We start from the raw sequence: 17,579 nt of genomic DNA, 5'->3' as shown, positions 1-17,579 counted from the left end.
TGTTCTTTTTTGAAGCAAGACTTTAAGGCTTACTAAACACCACGACTTTTTAATTCTGTTAGTTTAATTTCCGAAGATATTTTTCAATTTTCTGTCTATCGGTAACTGTTGTTATTTCTTTGGTCAACGCTTTTTCAAAATCAAGTTTTGCGGCGGCGTCATATTTTTTTCCAAAGTAATACTTTCCTATTAAATAATAGGCTTTCCAATACTCTGGGTTTTTTTGTTGTAAAGCTAAAATTGTTTCCTGGGAAAGTGTTTCTTTTTCCGAAATAGCTTTTTCAACTTTCCGCTCCAAAACTCGGTATTCTTGGTAGTCTTTAAATTCTTTTGAATGTATAAACTTATCTTCAGGAATATTCCCTTTCCTGTTTGAAACGGAAGTAATTGCTGGGTTATCTTCCCTATTCATAAAAATATCATCTAAATCGTATTCCACAAATTCACCCAATTGATAGGGGTTTGAAGAAACCCATACTTTTTTACTTTCAGGTTTAAAAACAATCCCGTGATGGGCTAAAAGTTGGTTTAAGGCTTTTTCATTTCCAAAACCTATTTCTTTGTTATCTAATCCCTTTTTATTTCGAAGAATGGCAACCGCATCTTTAACATCAATTTTTTCTTTTTCTGAAATCAGTTCTTGCATCCTTTCAAAACGGTACATAGAATGACTCTCTTCTATCCATTTTATATTGCGTTCGTCATTTTGATATTCTTCACTTTGAAAGTGATTACTACATATAAGTTTATTGGTGTTTTCTACTTCATAAACACCAAAATTATCCGGTGAAACTTCAATAACAACTGCTTTTTTATCCTTAGCACTCCCGATAAAAATAGCTTCAGATACAAATACTTCACGCTTTTTTGCAATAGCAATTGCCTCATCTATAGTAGATGCATATTGAAGAATTTCGCGTGTTACTATAGATATTGGTGTTTTAGCAACTAATGGAATTTTAGATTTTCCAGCATTTATAGTAACCGTTAAACCTTGCTCGTTCATTCCAGACACTACGCCTATCATTCCGCCCCAAGTTACCGACATAAACTTGTGTCCTTTTGAAGGGTTTACAAAAGAGATTATTTTCTCCTTCGCAAAGTCATCTCCAGCATAAAAATCGAAATTTCTTCCAATTAGCAGATCGTTATCGACTGTTTTATCTCCCCAAACAGCGAAAGATGAACAACCAACCAGCATTAAATCTTGCATTGCATGGCCTATATCGTGGGCGCCGTGCAGGTATAGTATTCGCAAATAAGGCTTGCCAATTTCACTGAAATTTGATGATGAATATTGTGAAAGACCATAAATTTCGGTTTTATATTCCTCAGGGATATGTTGATACATTTTGCGATTGTACCAAGCCAAAAATTTACGAAGTAAGAATTGTTGAAACTTTGAAGGGATTATATCCTCCACCATATTGAAGATATAAGCCTCCTGACTTTGAAGTTGTTTCTGCGTAAGGCTTCCAGTTATTTCCCCAATTTGTAAGGGATTACCTTCTACATATAGCTCCCACAGACCTTGTTTATTTTTTAAGAAGAAGTTATTTCCAGCTATAAAAGTGGAATCGTTGATTTTAATTTTTTCAGGAATTGAAGAATTGTAGCCACTAACATCAGGTCTATTGTTAATAGATTTTGACACTCCACACGAATTCAAAAGAAATATTAACAAAGCAAATGCAAGTAACTTTCCTGAATTCTTCATCCTTATAAATTTTGATTATTCAGCTTGGCTACCCTATTATTTGTTTTCTTATAAGTACGGTTTTCTTTATAATCAATCCACTTCTGCCCAAATGATTTACGCATTAGATTTTCAAAATGTCGCATAAAGAATACGTTGTAAAGCATATTTCCAAAACGCCCTAAATGCCTTGGAAAAGCTCGAAGTGTCATAGAAAAACCTCCATTTAGATATTTTATATAGTGCCAGTAGCCGCTTGGCATATACAACGCATCACCATGTTCCATTGTCGCGTGAATTCCTTCAACATATTTTAACGCAGGATACTTTTCAAAATCGGGATTATCTAGATCGATGGTTTCTAAGTTATGTACTGCAAATGGAATTTTATATAAATACTTAGTTTGCTCGGGAGAGAAAAGCAAAACACTCTTAGTCCCCTGAAAATGGAAATGCACTAAATCTGCTAAGTCCATGTCGTAATGTGGTAAAACCTTAGACCCTTCACCTCCAAAGAATAGTACTGGAAGACGTTTAAAAAACTTTAAACCAATATTGGGGTATTCAAAATCTTTTAGAAGTTCTGGCAACTTCACCTTAAGATCGTAGAAGAAAATTCGTAAATCGGTAGGTTTGGATTTTATAAGATCGATATAGTCAGACATTTTCATTTCAGTAGCAGGCTCGGCCGAGTTCTGCTTCCCTTTTGTAGGCTCATTATTATAAAGCGGAACCACTTGATCTCCAGCGTGTTTTTGAATATAGTCCAAGTTCCACATTTTGAATGCCTTCCAATCTTTGGTGAGTCCTTCAATTAAAACAGGCTTTTGAGGTTTGTAATATTTCTCAATAAACTCTTCCTTAGAAATATTCCGAACCCTTTCAATAGGTTTTGATTTGATTTGTGACATCTCTAAACTCTTTAAGTTATCCTTTCCGTATTTGAAGCTTCTAAAATTTTATTTAAAAGGTATTCCCCTCCTAATATTTCCGAACAAGTTACTACTCCACTAATTGTAACGCCTAAAATCCCGTGCATATTTAAATTTTGCCCAGTAAAATAAAGATTGTTGATTTTAGTTCGTGGCGACACGAAAGATTTTAATGGACTATTAGCGTCTTTAACAAAGCCATACATCGATCCTTTACTACACCCTATATAATCACGGTAAGATAAAGGGGTTGAAGCGTAAACTGCTTCTATACAATCTCGGATATTGGGGAATTTTTTTTCTAACTCCTGAATAATTATCTCAGCCTTTTGCTCCTTAAACTCTTCATAGGTTTGCCCTCTCTCATTTTTATCGGCGGCTGTGTTAAAGGTATTTATCCAAGGTTCCATTTCTTCAAAACGCATATAAGTCATAACCGTTAAGTTATCCCCATACTCATCTTCGTCCTTCTTAATTCCCATAGACATCATATACACTTCAGGCCAACTTTCTTCAGTATACTTATGCGCATCCCAAATAGAGTTATAGTCTTTAAAATGATAGTAATTATGATTTAAGTATTTAAAACTATTGGGTTTCAATACTAAATAAAGACTAAAAGCAGCAATTGTACTTTCAATATTTTCAATACGCTTGGTGTAGGATTTCCTAAAATGATTTTCACCAATCATCTGAAGGGTCATCTTAGGATCTATATTAGAAATAAATATATCGCCTTTTATTGTCTTCCCATTTGCAATTTCCACAGCTGAAACCTGACCATCTTCTGTAACAAACTTTGTTACTTCGTGGCGTTTATATGCCTTTCCTCCATTTTCACGTAGCCTAGCAAGTAGTGCCTTGGTAATTTGACTTCCACCATTTATACAACGATAGGAGCTTTCTATATAAGAATTTACTGACAAAGCGTGCATATACAAAGGAGTGCGTTCCCCCTCACCAGCATATAGCAAATTACTTCCTCCTAATACAGCTCGAAGTTTTTTATTATCTGTAATAGAATCTATAAAATCTTTTATTTTCACTTCAAAAAGTGAAGTGTTTTCATAATATGGTTTTCCAAGTTTAAGTCTGTAAAGCGGAAAGAAATCGCAGGTTTCTTTCATTTTATTGCAATAGGCATCTATTGCCTTTTCTTCTTCAGGAAATTCCTCGAGGAGCGTTTTTTTAAATCTTTCGTAACCTTGTGCGTATTTGTATTCCTTTGGGTCATTGTCAAAAGTGATTCTATCAAAACCATCTTCGTCCATTTTCTTTAGTGTAATATCGTCAAGAATACCTAAATACTTGAAGTACCTATTCAGATTTTGTCCATCCGAAAGTCCTCCTATATAATGTACCCCTGTATCAAAAATGGTTTTATTACGTGAAAAGGTTTGTAGATTCCCACCAAATTGTTGATTCTTTTCGAGCACACAAACACTATAACCTTCTTTGGCTAGTATAATTGCCGATACCAGCCCTCCTAGGCCGCTACCAATAATTACTACATCGTATTTTTCAGTCATTCTGCTGTGGTTCTCGATAGATTAAAAACACTAATATTCGTATTTTGATATACACTTTGATATACACTTTGATAGTCTAATGTAACAATATTTTCCTTCTCAACAAGGGAGGCATCTTTCAGAAAGACAATGGTTTTCACAGAAATTTGCGGTAAAATGTCTATTACTTCAGCCAGGTGTTTTTCTGAAGAAATTACTAGCATTTCAACATCTGCGTTCAATACAGCTGAGATAGACGATTTAAAATAAACCTTACCGTATTTATTAGTTATATAACTATTTTGAAGTATTGCTCTATTATCTGAATCTTCAATATAGCTGAAAATTTTTCTATCTGACCCATCAAGATTTAAAAGAAAGTCGAGTTGCCCAATATCATCTGAAATATGTGCAATATTCCCACGCTTTTCAAGGTGTCTTCGGGTTTCGAAATACGCCGCAGCATTTTCTTTTAAATCCTTCTTTACAGCCTTATAAACTGAGTCTCCCTTATATCGGTATTCCTCTAAAACAATATTGTGAAAGTAATTTACACCTTCAATTTCGTTTCTAATTTTTAAAAACTCATCTCTAAAATACGCGCCTATTTGTTTTGCTTGTTGCCTATGAGTTTCTCCATAAGAAGTGTCTTCGGCTTTTATACGCGGTAAAATCTTTACAGTAATGCTACCGTCTTTTATAATAAAGCTTCCCTTAGGATTAACTTCGCTATTTCCGTGAATTAATACCGGTAGAATATCCAAATTGAATTGGTTTGCCAAATAAAAAGCACCTTTGTGAAAACGCTTAATTTTATTGGAGTCACTTCTAGTGCCTTCTGGAAAAACCATCAACGAATATCCTTCCTCAATTTTCTTTTTTAAAGGCTCTAAGCTATTTTCAATTCCACTTGATACAGGGTAGAAATCTGCTTTTTGCACTGCTTTCCCAAAAATTGGAGAATTATAAACCCAATCGTTTACCAAGAAACAAATTTTTGGATTCAACATCCCCACCGCCAAAATATCTAGGAAGGAAGTGTGATTGGCTATAATTACCGCAGGTTTTGAAAAATCCTCACCCGATTCATTGATTATAGTTTTCTTCACAAAGGGATTGGTGTATAATACCGATTTAAAGAATTTCGATATTACCTTATGAAACCATCCCATAGATGTTTTCTTACTTATTGGTAAGATTGGCATTAAGGTTACACTGTAGATTGAAAGCAATATTCCTCCTAATCCGAAATAACTAAACGACAATACCGAATGCACAAACATCCTAGGGGTTATAGGGCGCTTTTTTGAACTTCCTATAAAAAGCTTAAACAATAACGGTTGCACTGTGAATGCTGTAAACATTGCCGAAAATATTCCAATGATCGAGACTATAGATATTGAATACAATGCCGGATGTTTAGCAAAAATTAGAACTCCAACTCCGAGAATCGTGGTTAAAACCGACAGTATTATTGATGTTCTATTGGTTACCATTACTTTTTCACCCATAGCAAGCTCTTTCAACAAGCCTTTAGTCATAAAAATGCTGTAATCGATTCCCAATCCAAAAATGAAAGTGGAAATTATAATATTGAAAATATTGAATTGAATATTGAGCAATCCCATTACCCCTAAGGTTAAAAACCAGGTTAGGAAAATTGGGGTTGCAGTAACCAAAGTGAGAGAGAAACTTCGGAAGAATAAAAACAGTATTAATAAAACTGCCAACAAACAATACCCTATCAGGCTGTTGAAATCGTTTTTAAGATTCCCTAAGAAGGTTTCATTCATTTCCTGCCTATCAATAACATAGGTATTCGGGATTTTCTTAAACCTATCTTTAATGTCAGAAACATCTACATTCTCTAGTTTAACTAGGGTTGTAATTGTTGTAAATCCAGCTTCTGTAGTGATATAATCCTCTAGAATAATCGATGGAATTTGCTGATAATCCTCAGGCTTTAAAGTGTTGAAGTCTTTATTCAGAAAATCGTAAAACTTACCAAAAGTTGAAGGTTTAAAACCAAGTTCTTTCCCACTGTCAATAAGATTGTTTGCCGTACTATCCTTTCGAGATTCACTCCAAAACTGTTGCCAAACAGATATTTTATTTCTTTGGTCACGTTGTGAATGCACTAAAGCTCCAATAGAACTAAAACTGCTTATTTTATCATCTTCTTTTAGTAATTCTAAGGTTGCGTGAATTGAATCGTTTAGCTGAAGCGTACTTTCTACAGATTTCCCATAAGTCGCTAAGTAGACCGATTTTGAGGAAATATCTGTCAGCTCATCCAAATGCTGCATTGCAGCTTTCAACGCTTCAGGCTCATAATTTAATTTTGAAATATCTTTATCAAATTCAACCTTATTGAAGGTGAACAGACTTACCGCTAAAACCGCTCCTAGACCTATTAACAACCATTTATTTCTATGGTAGGAATAATCGGCGATTTTATCCAACACATTAACTTGTTGCTTTTGCGAAAGTGGATTTTTGTAAACTAATGGAATAAATAAAAGTGCAAAAACCGAAGCACCCAAAACACTTACTGCAGCAAACATCCCTAAATCCTGTAAGGCTTGAGAATCTAAAAACAACAAGCACAAAAATGCTAACGCAGTTGTTAAACTGCTCATCAATATTGGTTCTGCTACATCTTTATATAAACTTTCTACAGTTTCATTATTGCGGATATGAGTGAGTATATGAAGTGAATAATCCAATGTTACCCCCAGCAAAACTGAGCCTATCCCTAATGAAATAGCAGAGATGTTGTCTCGAACTAAATACAATAGTGCAACTGCTAAAAGTCCACCGAAAAGCGTCGGTACAAATAAAATTATGGGAACATATATCTTTCGGTAAAAGAGTATAAAAACTAGAACCAATAACGAAAAGGCGATACCTACGGTAAACTGTATATCACTTTTTATTTGCTGGGCATTTGCAACTGCAATTAACGCAGCTCCAAAATATTCACTTTTTACTTTTCCTGAATATTTAAGATCTAAAGATTTTTGTAGCGCATATAATTTTTCGGCAAACTTGCTGTTTTCAGAAGTCTCACTACTTGCATATTGCGGAGTGATAAAAAGAAGAAGATTTTTTTCATCCTTACTTACTAAAAACCCGTCTTTCAATACAAATTCGTCGGTGACTCCAAGCTGTCTAAGCTTTTTTAAGGCGATTAGTGAAAGCCCCAAAGGGTCTTTAAGAATAATATCTTTCGTTACTATGCCAGAAGGGGAGATAAGTGTTTTGTAATTCGCTGCTGTTATAGCCGAAACACTATCTTTTTCAAGTTTGTTGGCAATGGTTTTGTAATCATCTTTATCAAGAAATAAAGGCAAATTTTCGTACACAAAATTCATAGTACGAAGTAAATCGTCATCGTTAACTTTCCCTCTAATGTTTTTGATGTATTGAGGTGAGTGAGTTTGTAAGCTATCGATAAATTCTGAAGCGTAATCGGTAAGTTCTTCAACGGCTACATCTTCATTTTTCTGAAGGGTGACAATAATTTTATCAGTAAAATTTACTGATTTTAATACTTTCTGAAGGTTTTTAGACTCTCCTTCTACAGGTATTAATTTTGAAATATCTTCTTCAAATTGAATTTTGGTAACAAGGAACACCAAACCTGAGAGCAACAATAAAAAGATAATTGCGCTTCTGGATTTATTATTTTGAAGAAATTGATATGCCTTAAAAAACCATTTACCCATTCTTAAAAATCTTTTTACGCTCAAACAACGTTAAGACTAAGTATCCTGCAAGTCCGCAGAAAATTGCTGCAGAAATTGAAAGAGCCAAACTGCCAACAATATAAGATTTTAAATATTTCACTAGCTCTAAACTAGGATCTATTTCATTAAATGAAAGGACAAAGTTTTCACCTAAAAGCCAACTCCCAAGTTTTAAACTGAAATAAAGAATAAAAGGGATAAATGGAGGCAAGCTTACATTAGAAAAAGCAAAGGCAATCACCTTATTTAGCTTCAAAAGAATGGCCAAAAATATAACCGATACAGTATGAAAGCCCCAAATTGGAGACAAGCCTATAAACACCCCTAAAGCGATTGAAAAAGCTTTCTTTTCGGCAGAATCATCGCTTTGAAGTAGGTCTTCCATCAAGAACCTTTTAAGTCCTTTTTTTTTTAATTTCCTAAAGAGATCTCGTGGTTTAATATATAGGAAGGTAACAAGTACAAGCCAAGTGTTTAAGATACTTATTCGTGTAAAATCTTTAAACGGACGAAAATGTGAAACTCTGTTTTCCAACTCATAGTGAATTTGAATCGGAATGTTTTTCACTTCTATCCCACTCCAGGCAGATTTGACTATTGCTTCAATTTCAAATTCAAACTTACTGGTGTAAAAGCTTAAGTCTTTCATTGCGTAAAGCGGATATAATCTAAAGCCAGACTGGGTGTCTTTTAAGCGAATTCCCGTTTCTACCCAAAACCAAAAATTTGAAAACTTGTTTCCAAAGCTACTTTTCTTAGGTACTCCCGTTTGCCCCATATTTCGTGCGCCGATAAGGAGTAACTTTTTATTTTCTGACTTTTCTAAAGCTTCTGTAAAAACCGGAATATCTTCTGGAAAATGTTGCCCATCACTATCAATGGTAATGGCGTAATGGTAACCCAAACTTTCAGCGTGTTTAAAGCCTTGTCGCAGCGCATTCCCCTTTCCTTTATTTTGTGAAAGGTTAATTAACTCCAATTGCGGAAACTTTAGCAATATTTCTGAAGTTGAATCTGTGGATCCATCATTCACCACAATTACATTTTCAGTGTAAACCAAAACACCTTCAATTACCTGTTGCAAGGTCTTGTGATTATTATAAGTAGGAATAATCACACAACACTTCAGGGAATTAAGTTTTTCTGAATGTAGTTTTTGGCTCATTATGAAGTTTTATTCTTAGTGTCCTCTGTGTCTTTGCGGTGTATAACTACCACTGAGGAATAGAGCACGCAACAAATATAAGTTATTGCAGTTGAAGTAATGGTTTTGCTTAGGCTAATTCAACCCTAACTTTTCAGTTTCATCAAAACTATTAGAGTTTAAAACAAAATCTTTTACAATGGTTTTTAAAGTCTTAGAGGATAGCGTTCCGTAATTCTTTAAAATAAAATCTTTATCAGCCTCAATATTTTTGTGATACCCTATGAATTTTGGCGAATTTTCTTGAACTGATAAACGGATGTATCTAATTTCAGTATTCTTCGAATCTGACTCTACAGCAGATTCAAGTAAAGAAACGCCTTCTTTAAAAAAGTCTTTCTTATCGCGTTTACTTTTTGAAAACTTAGCTTTCAACGTCAACATTGCTCCTTTATAGGCAAGTAATACAGGCTTACTCGATGTACTTATTCTTGCAAGTTCGCCATACAATTTCTCGGTTACTTCAGTGCTCTCAACTGCTTTTGGGTATTGCGTACGAATTTCTCCTAAATCTTGAGCGTTTCCAATAAAGGAAATAAAAAAGAATAAAATGAATATGTTTTTCATAATTGTAAGTTCTAAATCTAAAAGGTTTTAAAACCTTGTTAGGCTTAGACAAAAATTAAATAATATTAAACGTAGCACTTAACTTAAGAGCTATAGTGTCTTCGAAAGATGTAGTGTTTTTCACCTTTACCTCTCCATTTTCTTCAGTAATATCTATGGAAAGCTGCAATTCTGAATTCTTTTCAGGATTGATAATTGCCATAAACTTTATATTGGAAGAAACCGCCAAAAACAATTCCTTTTCTACTGTTTTTTCAGTGAGCTCCTTTATAATCTGAATCATACAAACTCCTGGCATAACTGGATTTCCAGGAAAATGCCCCTTAAAAATATCGTGATTTTTATCTAAGTGTACTTTTGCTAAGATGCCTTTTTCAGTCTTATCGATAGCAATTATTTTGTATAAACCTTCTATGAGCATATTATTCTTTTTTGAATTTTTCCAAGTCTATCGTTAACTTGAAGTTGTTGTGTTTAATGCTTATGATGTCTGCGATTTCTTTTTGAGTTGAAGTAAAATCAACCTCAACTTTTTCTTTTCTTTTAGTTGTATTTATAATATTTTGAAGCTTTCCTGTTTCCTTTTCAAAAAAGTAATAATTGAATCGTTCCTCGGACTGTGTTTTAAAAACATTATGCACTTCAGAACTAAAAACTTCCAAAATATCAGATTTTTCGGTTATCAATAATTTGAAATCGTCTCTCAAAATATTAATTATAAATTTTTTATCTAAATCTTCAACAACAAAATTCTTGGTAAACTTATCTCCATCAAACTGAAAGTCTAATAATTTACTTCCAAATTCAGTTGTAAATACTACTCTGTGATTTTCTAGACCTGTCTTTTTTACAATTAATATTCCGCCGAAATTTTTATTGTAAACCTTGATTTTCGCTTTATAAACATAGTCTATTTCTGGGTTAGAAAAATATAGATTTTCGACCACTTTATTCAACTTAGCAACCTCATTCAAATCTATTAGTCGCAATCCTTCTGTGGTCTTTAACGAGCAGGAAGTTAAAGAGAAAACAAGGGATAGACTAATTGCTAAAAACCGAATCATTAATCTTACTGTTTAAAACTCGATTGCTAAATATAATCCTTGTAAAGTCTTTTGAAGGCTCAATCATTTTTACCTCGTGAACCTGTGCGTCGTCTTTGTTGAAAAGCAATTCGAAAGAAGCTATATAATTAGCTATTTTTTTGTCTTTAGGCACAAAAACCGCTTTGTAATGTTTCGATACTTTATAAAATGAAACCGTAAAATCGGCGTCGTTAAACATATTGCCTTTTACGCTATTCACGATTAACTCGTTTAATTTCTTAAAGAGATTGCTATTCCCAATATCGACTTTACTTTTAGTTCCTCCATCATTGATAAGTAGCTTATCTTCTTTAAAAATTACGCTGTATTGATAAGGGTTTGTGTACTCCCATTTTACCAAATTAGGAGCTTTAAACACCATTTTCCCTGAAGTTTTTACATCATTCGCTAAAAAGTCTAGATGCTTGAATTGCACAAAATCAGCTTTAATTGAATTTGTGCTTTTTGCAGTAGTGATAACTTTTTGTTTGAAAGCAGAAATTTCAGAAGCACTCATCGCAATTTCTTGTGCTGCAATGCTACCGCCGATTAAAACAAAAACTAGTAAAAAAAGATAATTACGCATAAGGTTCTATTTCTAGCAAACGATCCACCGAAACCGACTGCAATTCGTGCGGAGTCAAAGTTAACAATAACTGTTCCAATACGGCAACGGATTTTGAACTGCTATCGTGAAGTAATACAATATCACCTTTTCTCAGGTTGGGAATAATGCGTTTTAAAATCTTTTCTTCCGAAAGATTCGTAGTATCCAAACTGCGTTTACTCCAACCAATAGAGTGATGCCCAGTTTTTTTCAAAGCTTTCTTGATATTCGGATTTGTTACACCAAATGGAGGACGAAATAATTTAACTTCCTTTCCTGTGATTTCTTTCAGAATTGAATCAGATTTTTTTAATTCGGCTATAATTTTTTCAGAAGAAAAAAAACTGAAAGTATTAGCGTGTGAAAATGAGTGATTTCCTATAGTATGTCCATCTGCTATTATTTCACGGACTAAGTCTGGGTGATGTTCAGCGTTTTTTCCTATTATGAAAAAAGTAGCTTTTGCGTTGTGTTCCTTTAAAAGCGAAAGAACTTTTGGTGTATAATCTGGATTTGGTCCATCGTCGAAAGTGATGGATATATAGTTTTTTGAAGTTTTATAATTGTGGTTTAATGACTCTAAATGATAATTCCATTTTATTTGAAAAGACCCAATAGCAGTAATTACTATCCAAATAATTACAAATAATACATAAAGCCAAACCGGAACATCACCAAAAAAACCTGTTAGCAGCAATCCAAAAAAGATTACTAAAGCTAAGGCGTTTATGGTGTAGAATTTCAACATTTTTTCAGGAGTACAAGACTGTGGTTTTCACCGCGATATTGGTTGTAACACAAAACAATATTAGTTTCTGTTGATTCAATTTCGTTCAAATTCACTATAGCTGGAATTTGTTGTGTTTTAATAATTTTTGAAGCCAACCAAACCCCAAATGCCGACACTGTATTATTTTCACCAACTAGGTGTTTGTAGTAAACCTGTTTAGTGTTTTTGAAGATATTTTCAGATAGTTGATTGTAATATCCATCAAAATCTACATCACCATTATTACCGAGCACCACAAGGTCTAAGTCTTCAGGTTTTAAGTTATTTTCTTCTAAAAAGTTTTTAATTATTTCTGAAACCTTGTCTTTTTGAAGAGTATTGTATGTTTCAACAGCAAGTAATTCGGCATAACTGCTATCTTTCTTATCGTTAGAAACCACGAAGAAATTAGCACCTTCACTAAACACAGCTCCTTCAGTATTGGAATTTAAAACCTCTGAAATTGTTACTGGCTCAGGTTTAACGTGATTGATAACACGATGAACATTGGTGGTATGTGAGCCTAATTCTTCTACGCCCCCTACTAATATGTTATTTGCTTCGTCATTTTCTAGTTGCATTTTAGCGTCTATCAAAGCCGATTCAAACGAAATAGCAGAGTGAACATAAGTGAAATTATAAGCTTTACACTCCATTCCTAAAGCTATCTGCCCAGCAACTGTATTGTGTGTACTTTGTATAAAGGAAGTAGGAGTTAAATATTGCTCGTTGTTATCAATAATAGCACTGACAAATTTTTCAGAATCGATCATGCAACCCATTCCTGTTCCTGTAATTATAGCATCTACAGTTTCAATCCCTGCTTCTTTCATTGCAAGTTTTGAAGCTACCACTCCCATTTTAATTCCTTTTGCCATCCGTCTAGCAGCGGCAGGCGGTATGTGCTCTTTATAGTTTGGGTCGAAGGCTGGAATTACATTGTCGTTATATTCAATAATATCATCTAAAAAGGATGCACTCTCAAAGGTTTTTTGAGGTGAAATAGAAGCGATACTATTAATATACACCTTTTTCATTAAGCTTCTTTTGAATAGATAACAGTTGAACAATTACCGCCAAACCCTAATGAATTTGAAAGCACGGTATTTAATTCTTTCTTCTTTAATTCGGTTTGTGGAATTAAATTGAATTCTTTCATCGGAGTTTTAAAATTCAGGTTGGGAAAAATTACGTTTTCTTGTAATGCCAAAACTGAATATACAGCTTCAATCGCTCCAGCTGCAGCCAAAGTATGACCGGTATATGCTTTTGTAGAGCTAAATTCTGGCATTTCATCCTTAAAAATGCGAAGAATTGCCCTTCCTTCCGAAAGATCGTTATTTCCTGTTGCAGTTCCGTGAGCGTTTATATAATCTATATCAAACGGATTTAAATTGGCAACTTTTAATGCCTTTTCCATCGCTAGTGTTGCTCCATCACCATTATCAGAAGATGCTGTTTGGTGAAATGCATCATTGGCATTTCCATATCCTTTTACGTAAGCGAGTACCTTTCTATTTTCAGCTTTTACCACTTTATCACTTTCTAAAACTAGATAAGCAGCTGCTTCTCCAAGGTTTAGTCCTTTCCTATTTTCGTCGAAAGGAGTGTTGAAGGTATCGCTTAAAATCATCAAGGTTTTAAATCCGTTGATGGTAAATTTTGAAAGACAATCGGCTCCGCCTACTACTACTCTATCTAGTTTTCCAGATTTTATAAGTCGGGCTCCCAACATAATTGCATTGGCAGCAGAAGAACAAGCAGTACTTATAGTTGTTACAAAACTTTCTTCAATGCCTAATTGCTCTGCAATTTTTTGTGTAGAATCTCCAGCGTGATGACTTTCAATATATTTCTGAGGTTCTTTTTCGGTGAGATATTCGTAATAGTACTTTTCAGTCATATCCATTCCGCCTACACTGGTACCCGAAACAATGCCTGTTTTATATTTTTTAATATCGGTTATTCTTGCCTGAGCAATGGCTTCTTTAGCTGCAATAACACCTAACATCGCAGTACGCGAGAAGTTGTTTTCAGGTGGAAGACCTAATTGAGCGATTAATTCATCGTTTGTGAATTTAATTTCGCCAACCATAATTTCTTCGCGTTGTATGGTTTTAATATTATCAACACGAGTAATCCCTTTTTTTTGATTTATAAGCGCATCAAAGTTTTCAGCTACATTGTTTCCAATGGCCGAAATTATCCCCATTCCGGTTATCGCTACGCCTTTACTCATTTAAACAAGAGACTTTATAATAATTTCAATAAGGTTTTGACTGCCCTCAGTCTATAAATTCAAAAATTACTTAGTGCGGTTTGCTTCTATATAATCTGCCATTACTTGCACAGATTCAAATATTTTGCGTCCTTCTTTCGGATCACTCAAACGGATACCATAATCTTTGTCCAACATTACGATAAGCTCCAAAGCATCAATAGAATCTAAGCCAAGACCATCACCAAAAAGTGCGTCATCGTCAGCAATTTCTTCAACTGAAACATCTTCAAGGTTTAATTGCTCAATTATTTTTGCCTTTAATTCTTCTTTTAATTCGCTCATAATAAATTATATAATCTGTTTATTTCTTCAGTGTTATGTACTATTTCGCCTTTGCTTTCAACTAAATATAAAAAAGCTTCATAGCTATTTTCATCAAAATCTACCCAGCCGCATAATACCTTTTCTGCTTTGTTATTTTGCAATAAATTATTGGCATACAGATATAAATGCTCGGCATTGAAGCGGTCAAAGATAAAAAAACTATTCTCAGAATAAAGTTTGTGTTTTATACTTATCTCCCCAAGACAAATGTTCGGCAAAGTATAAACAAAAACTGCCGGACTAGGGAAATATTCCTCTTGGTTTTCAATTGATTTTTGATGTTTTCTATCTGTATCTAAACTCGATGCTTTATTTGAAAATATAAGGGCAATATTGTTTTCCTCTTCACTTAAGCTTTCTTGCTTCAACAATACATCGGCCGCTAGAAATGCCAGCTTACTGAGGTTATCCATCTTGAAGAACTTAGAATAACTTGTCTCCAAATGTTTATATGCACTCTTTATAAAGTTTGGAAAATCAGCATCATCTCCTTTAAAAATCACATTTCCGTTTACTGAAACAGTTTGGTTTTTAATATGTGAGTAGCTTTTTATGTGAAGTTTATTCGTCAATTTTATAATTCTTTAGAATCTCGAGTTCGTATAGATGCTCAAAAACACCGTTTTATTGTGATTTCTTTTTACAAACTAGCATAGTGTGATACTCACCGATTTTACAATCTTCGTGTAATTGCAAGCCGGCTTTTTCAATCAGTTTAATAAATACACTCGCAGGGTACATTTTACTATTTCCATTTGCAAGTACTGTAAAATAAAGTGAAGTTGCTTCTAATATAAACTGGGAAGCCTTAAATGCTTGTCTATCTGTAAAGGTTTCTACAATAATCAACTCGGCATTATCATTCATCGAATCTGCGCAAGTTTTCAAGATTTTTAAAATTTCATCCTCTGAAAAACAATCTAAAAACTGACACATCCAAATAAGATCTGCACCTGTTGGTATCTGTGGATTTTCTGAAAGCCAATCTATTGGGTGACCTTTAATTCTGTCTTTAAAGCCTCGTTTTTCGGCATTGGATAAAGCCATCTTTAATTGTCCAGGTAAATCAACAATAGTAATGTTTACGTCTTTATTAAATTCGGCACATTTAATTGAAAACTTCCCGGTATTCCCACCAATATCAAATAGCGTTTTTATGTCCTTTTGAAAAATTTTCTGAAGCGCTTCATCAAAAATATTATCTGAATAATGATGATCGAAATCGAACCAAGCTTTTTGTTCCTCTGGTTGTAATTTTGAAAGCCCTTCGTATATAGTTGGCCATTCGCCTAACTCTTTAAGTCCTTCAGGTTTTCCAGTTTTTATTGCATCGTTTAAATGGAAAAGACCTTTGTAACAAACTTCATTGGTAAAATTGAGGTTTACGCTTGTTGTAGTGTCGTAATTTAAAAAGTAACCAACCTTAGACAACTCATACTTTCCTGCTTTACACTTATTAACGATATTTGATGTTTCTGCAATTTCAAGAAGCACCCCCACACCATATGGACTTAGTGAAAGTTTTTCAGAAATTTCTTCGGCAGTAGGTCCTCCACCTTTTCTATTTTCAAAGATATAATCTAGGATTCCTAATTTCCGAAGCGAAACTGAAGCCTGAAAAACAAATGGCGCAAAGGCTATGCGATGCGCTTCTTCCAAAGCTTCAAATGCGTTAATATTTTTTTTATTTGCTTGCATTATGGTTGGTTAATTGGTTGTTTTTTGAAAAACTATTGCTGTATTACAACCCCCAAAACCTGATGCAGTTTTTAGGAAAACATTCAAGGTTTTCGGTGTATTGGACGTTATTATGTTTATATTTTGTGAAACCCCAAGTTCGGTAAATCCTTTGGAAGAAAAAAGTAAATTTTTCTTTACAGAATGCATCCCCACGATAGTTTCCAATAATCCAGAGGCACCTAAAGTGTGTCCGAAATATCCTTTTAAACTATTTAAAGGTACGTTTTCTAATCCTAATCTATTGAATGCAATTGCTTCCATTTCATCGTTAAATGCGGTAGCAGTTCCGTGAGCCGATACATAATCAATATCTGATGCCTTTACACCTGCCTCTTTCATTGCTGCCTTAACACTTCTATATAAACCTTCACCAGTTCGTGACGGGCCTGAAATATGATTAGCATCATTGCAAGTAGCGTCGCCTAAGATTTCAACAGCTTCACTATTTAAGTGTTTTTTTGAAGAGGTAACTAAAATACTTGCTGCAACTTCGCCTAGGTTAATTCCTATTCTATTTTTATCGTAAGGCTTACAAGGTTCTGATGAAAGAGCTTGAAAAGAATTAAATCCAGATAATATGAATTTAGTAACTAGATCTCCACTTGTAATAAAAACGTGGTCGTATTTTTTTTCAGCAATAAAACGCTTTGCTCCCGAAATTGCTAAAACTCCCGAAACACAAGCATTAGAAACGACTATTGCCTCATTTTTAAACCCGAAGAAATCCTTCAGGGTTTTTCCTAACTCACTTAAATATGAGCGACTTTCGTCGAAATTACTTTCACTTTCAAGTACGTCAATATTTCCTTTAGTTGTTGAAATAATAAGCCCAACCCTATCACTTAAAGTTATTGAAGATGCATCTATAACTTTTTTTAACGACAGAATTAACATCTGTTCAAGCTTAGTATATTTTGAAGCGTCTGATATTTTGTTGAATTCTTCCCTTACTACTTCCGAAGAAAGTAAGGAAGCGCAAAATGGTTGAGGTAAGAGAGAATTGTTGTCATATCTATCTAATCCTGAAACGGCATTAGACACTTTTTCAATAACAGTTTCAGAATCAAATCCAAGACTTGAAAATATATTATTATATGAAAGATATGTTTTAGCCATT

At 34.0% G+C, this 17,579-nt stretch carries 16 protein-coding genes; all 16 read right to left on the bottom strand.

What is annotated here, in order from left to right; all coding sequences use genetic code 11:
- Positions 1 to 58: 58 nt before the first annotated feature.
- The 16 genes from G3A46_RS03245 to G3A46_RS03170 all read right to left on the bottom strand — a co-directional run bounded on the left by G3A46_RS03245 (position 59) and on the right by G3A46_RS03170 (position 17,578).
- Complete coding sequence (locus tag G3A46_RS03245) at positions 59 to 1,717, bottom strand: C45 family peptidase (RefSeq protein ID WP_165146159.1); 1,659 nt, start codon at positions 1,715 to 1,717, stop codon at positions 59 to 61.
- 2 nt (positions 1,718 to 1,719) lie between these two features.
- On the bottom strand, positions 1,720 to 2,607 hold the full coding sequence (locus G3A46_RS03240) for a cupin-like domain-containing protein (RefSeq protein ID WP_165146156.1): 888 nt from the start codon (positions 2,605 to 2,607) through the stop codon (positions 1,720 to 1,722).
- Positions 2,608 to 2,618: 11 nt separating this feature from the next.
- Positions 2,619 to 4,157 carry an NAD(P)/FAD-dependent oxidoreductase gene (locus G3A46_RS03235; RefSeq protein WP_165146153.1) on the bottom strand — a complete coding sequence of 513 codons (1,539 nt, stop codon included), beginning with the start codon at positions 4,155 to 4,157 and terminating at the stop codon, positions 2,619 to 2,621.
- A complete protein-coding gene (locus G3A46_RS03230) occupies positions 4,154 to 7,864 on the bottom strand; it encodes a 1-acyl-sn-glycerol-3-phosphate acyltransferase (protein WP_165146150.1) in 3,711 nt (1,236 codons plus the stop codon). The genes G3A46_RS03235 and G3A46_RS03230 overlap by 4 nt, the downstream gene beginning before the upstream one ends.
- Positions 7,857 to 9,050: a DUF2062 domain-containing protein gene (locus tag G3A46_RS03225; RefSeq protein WP_165146147.1), complete on the bottom strand. Its 1,194-nt coding sequence runs from the start codon at positions 9,048 to 9,050 to the stop codon at positions 7,857 to 7,859. Before G3A46_RS03225 ends, G3A46_RS03230 begins: the two co-directional genes overlap by 8 nt.
- Positions 9,051 to 9,164: 114 nt before the next feature.
- A complete protein-coding gene (locus G3A46_RS03220; protein ID WP_165146144.1) occupies positions 9,165 to 9,656 on the bottom strand; it encodes a hypothetical protein in 492 nt (163 codons plus the stop codon).
- A gap of 55 nt (positions 9,657 to 9,711) precedes the next feature.
- Positions 9,712 to 10,077, bottom strand: a complete 366-nt coding sequence (locus G3A46_RS03215; RefSeq protein WP_165146141.1) for a 3-hydroxyacyl-ACP dehydratase — start codon at positions 10,075 to 10,077, stop codon at positions 9,712 to 9,714.
- A gap of 1 nt (position 10,078) precedes the next feature.
- Positions 10,079 to 10,720 carry a hypothetical protein gene (locus G3A46_RS03210; RefSeq protein ID WP_165146138.1) on the bottom strand — a complete coding sequence of 214 codons (642 nt, stop codon included), beginning with the start codon at positions 10,718 to 10,720 and terminating at the stop codon, positions 10,079 to 10,081.
- A complete protein-coding gene (locus tag G3A46_RS03205; protein ID WP_165146135.1) occupies positions 10,698 to 11,327 on the bottom strand; it encodes an outer membrane lipoprotein carrier protein LolA in 630 nt (209 codons plus the stop codon). Before G3A46_RS03205 ends, G3A46_RS03210 begins: the two co-directional genes overlap by 23 nt.
- Positions 11,320 to 12,096 carry a polysaccharide deacetylase family protein gene (locus G3A46_RS03200; protein WP_165146132.1) on the bottom strand — a complete coding sequence of 259 codons (777 nt, stop codon included), beginning with the start codon at positions 12,094 to 12,096 and terminating at the stop codon, positions 11,320 to 11,322. Before G3A46_RS03200 ends, G3A46_RS03205 begins: the two co-directional genes overlap by 8 nt.
- Positions 12,090 to 13,154, bottom strand: a complete 1,065-nt coding sequence (locus tag G3A46_RS03195; RefSeq protein ID WP_165146129.1) for a beta-ketoacyl synthase N-terminal-like domain-containing protein — start codon at positions 13,152 to 13,154, stop codon at positions 12,090 to 12,092. Before G3A46_RS03195 ends, G3A46_RS03200 begins: the two co-directional genes overlap by 7 nt.
- Entirely contained in the window at positions 13,154 to 14,356 is a 1,203-nt protein-coding gene (locus G3A46_RS03190; RefSeq protein WP_165146126.1) for a beta-ketoacyl-[acyl-carrier-protein] synthase family protein, read from the bottom strand. The genes G3A46_RS03195 and G3A46_RS03190 overlap by 1 nt, the downstream gene beginning before the upstream one ends.
- 66 nt (positions 14,357 to 14,422) lie before the next feature.
- On the bottom strand, positions 14,423 to 14,680 hold the full coding sequence (locus G3A46_RS03185) for a phosphopantetheine-binding protein (RefSeq protein WP_139855597.1): 258 nt from the start codon (positions 14,678 to 14,680) through the stop codon (positions 14,423 to 14,425).
- The gene (locus G3A46_RS03180; RefSeq protein WP_165146123.1) at positions 14,677 to 15,294 is read right to left on the bottom strand and encodes a 3-oxoacyl-ACP synthase; all 618 of its coding nucleotides are present in this window, start codon (positions 15,292 to 15,294) and stop codon (positions 14,677 to 14,679) included. Before G3A46_RS03180 ends, G3A46_RS03185 begins: the two co-directional genes overlap by 4 nt.
- Before the next feature lie 52 nt (positions 15,295 to 15,346).
- Positions 15,347 to 16,420, bottom strand: a complete 1,074-nt coding sequence (locus G3A46_RS03175; RefSeq protein ID WP_165146120.1) for a methyltransferase — start codon at positions 16,418 to 16,420, stop codon at positions 15,347 to 15,349.
- Positions 16,421 to 16,429: 9 nt separating this feature from the next.
- Positions 16,430 to 17,578, bottom strand: coding sequence for a beta-ketoacyl synthase N-terminal-like domain-containing protein (locus G3A46_RS03170; protein ID WP_165146117.1), 1,149 nt, complete (start codon positions 17,576 to 17,578; stop codon positions 16,430 to 16,432).
- Position 17,579: the final 1 nt, after the last annotated feature.

The organism is Aequorivita sp. KMM 9714 (genome assembly GCF_011065475.1).
Lineage (GTDB): Bacteria > Bacteroidota > Bacteroidia > Flavobacteriales > Flavobacteriaceae > Aequorivita > Aequorivita sinensis.
This window is presented reverse-complemented; position numbering and strand designations above follow the sequence as displayed.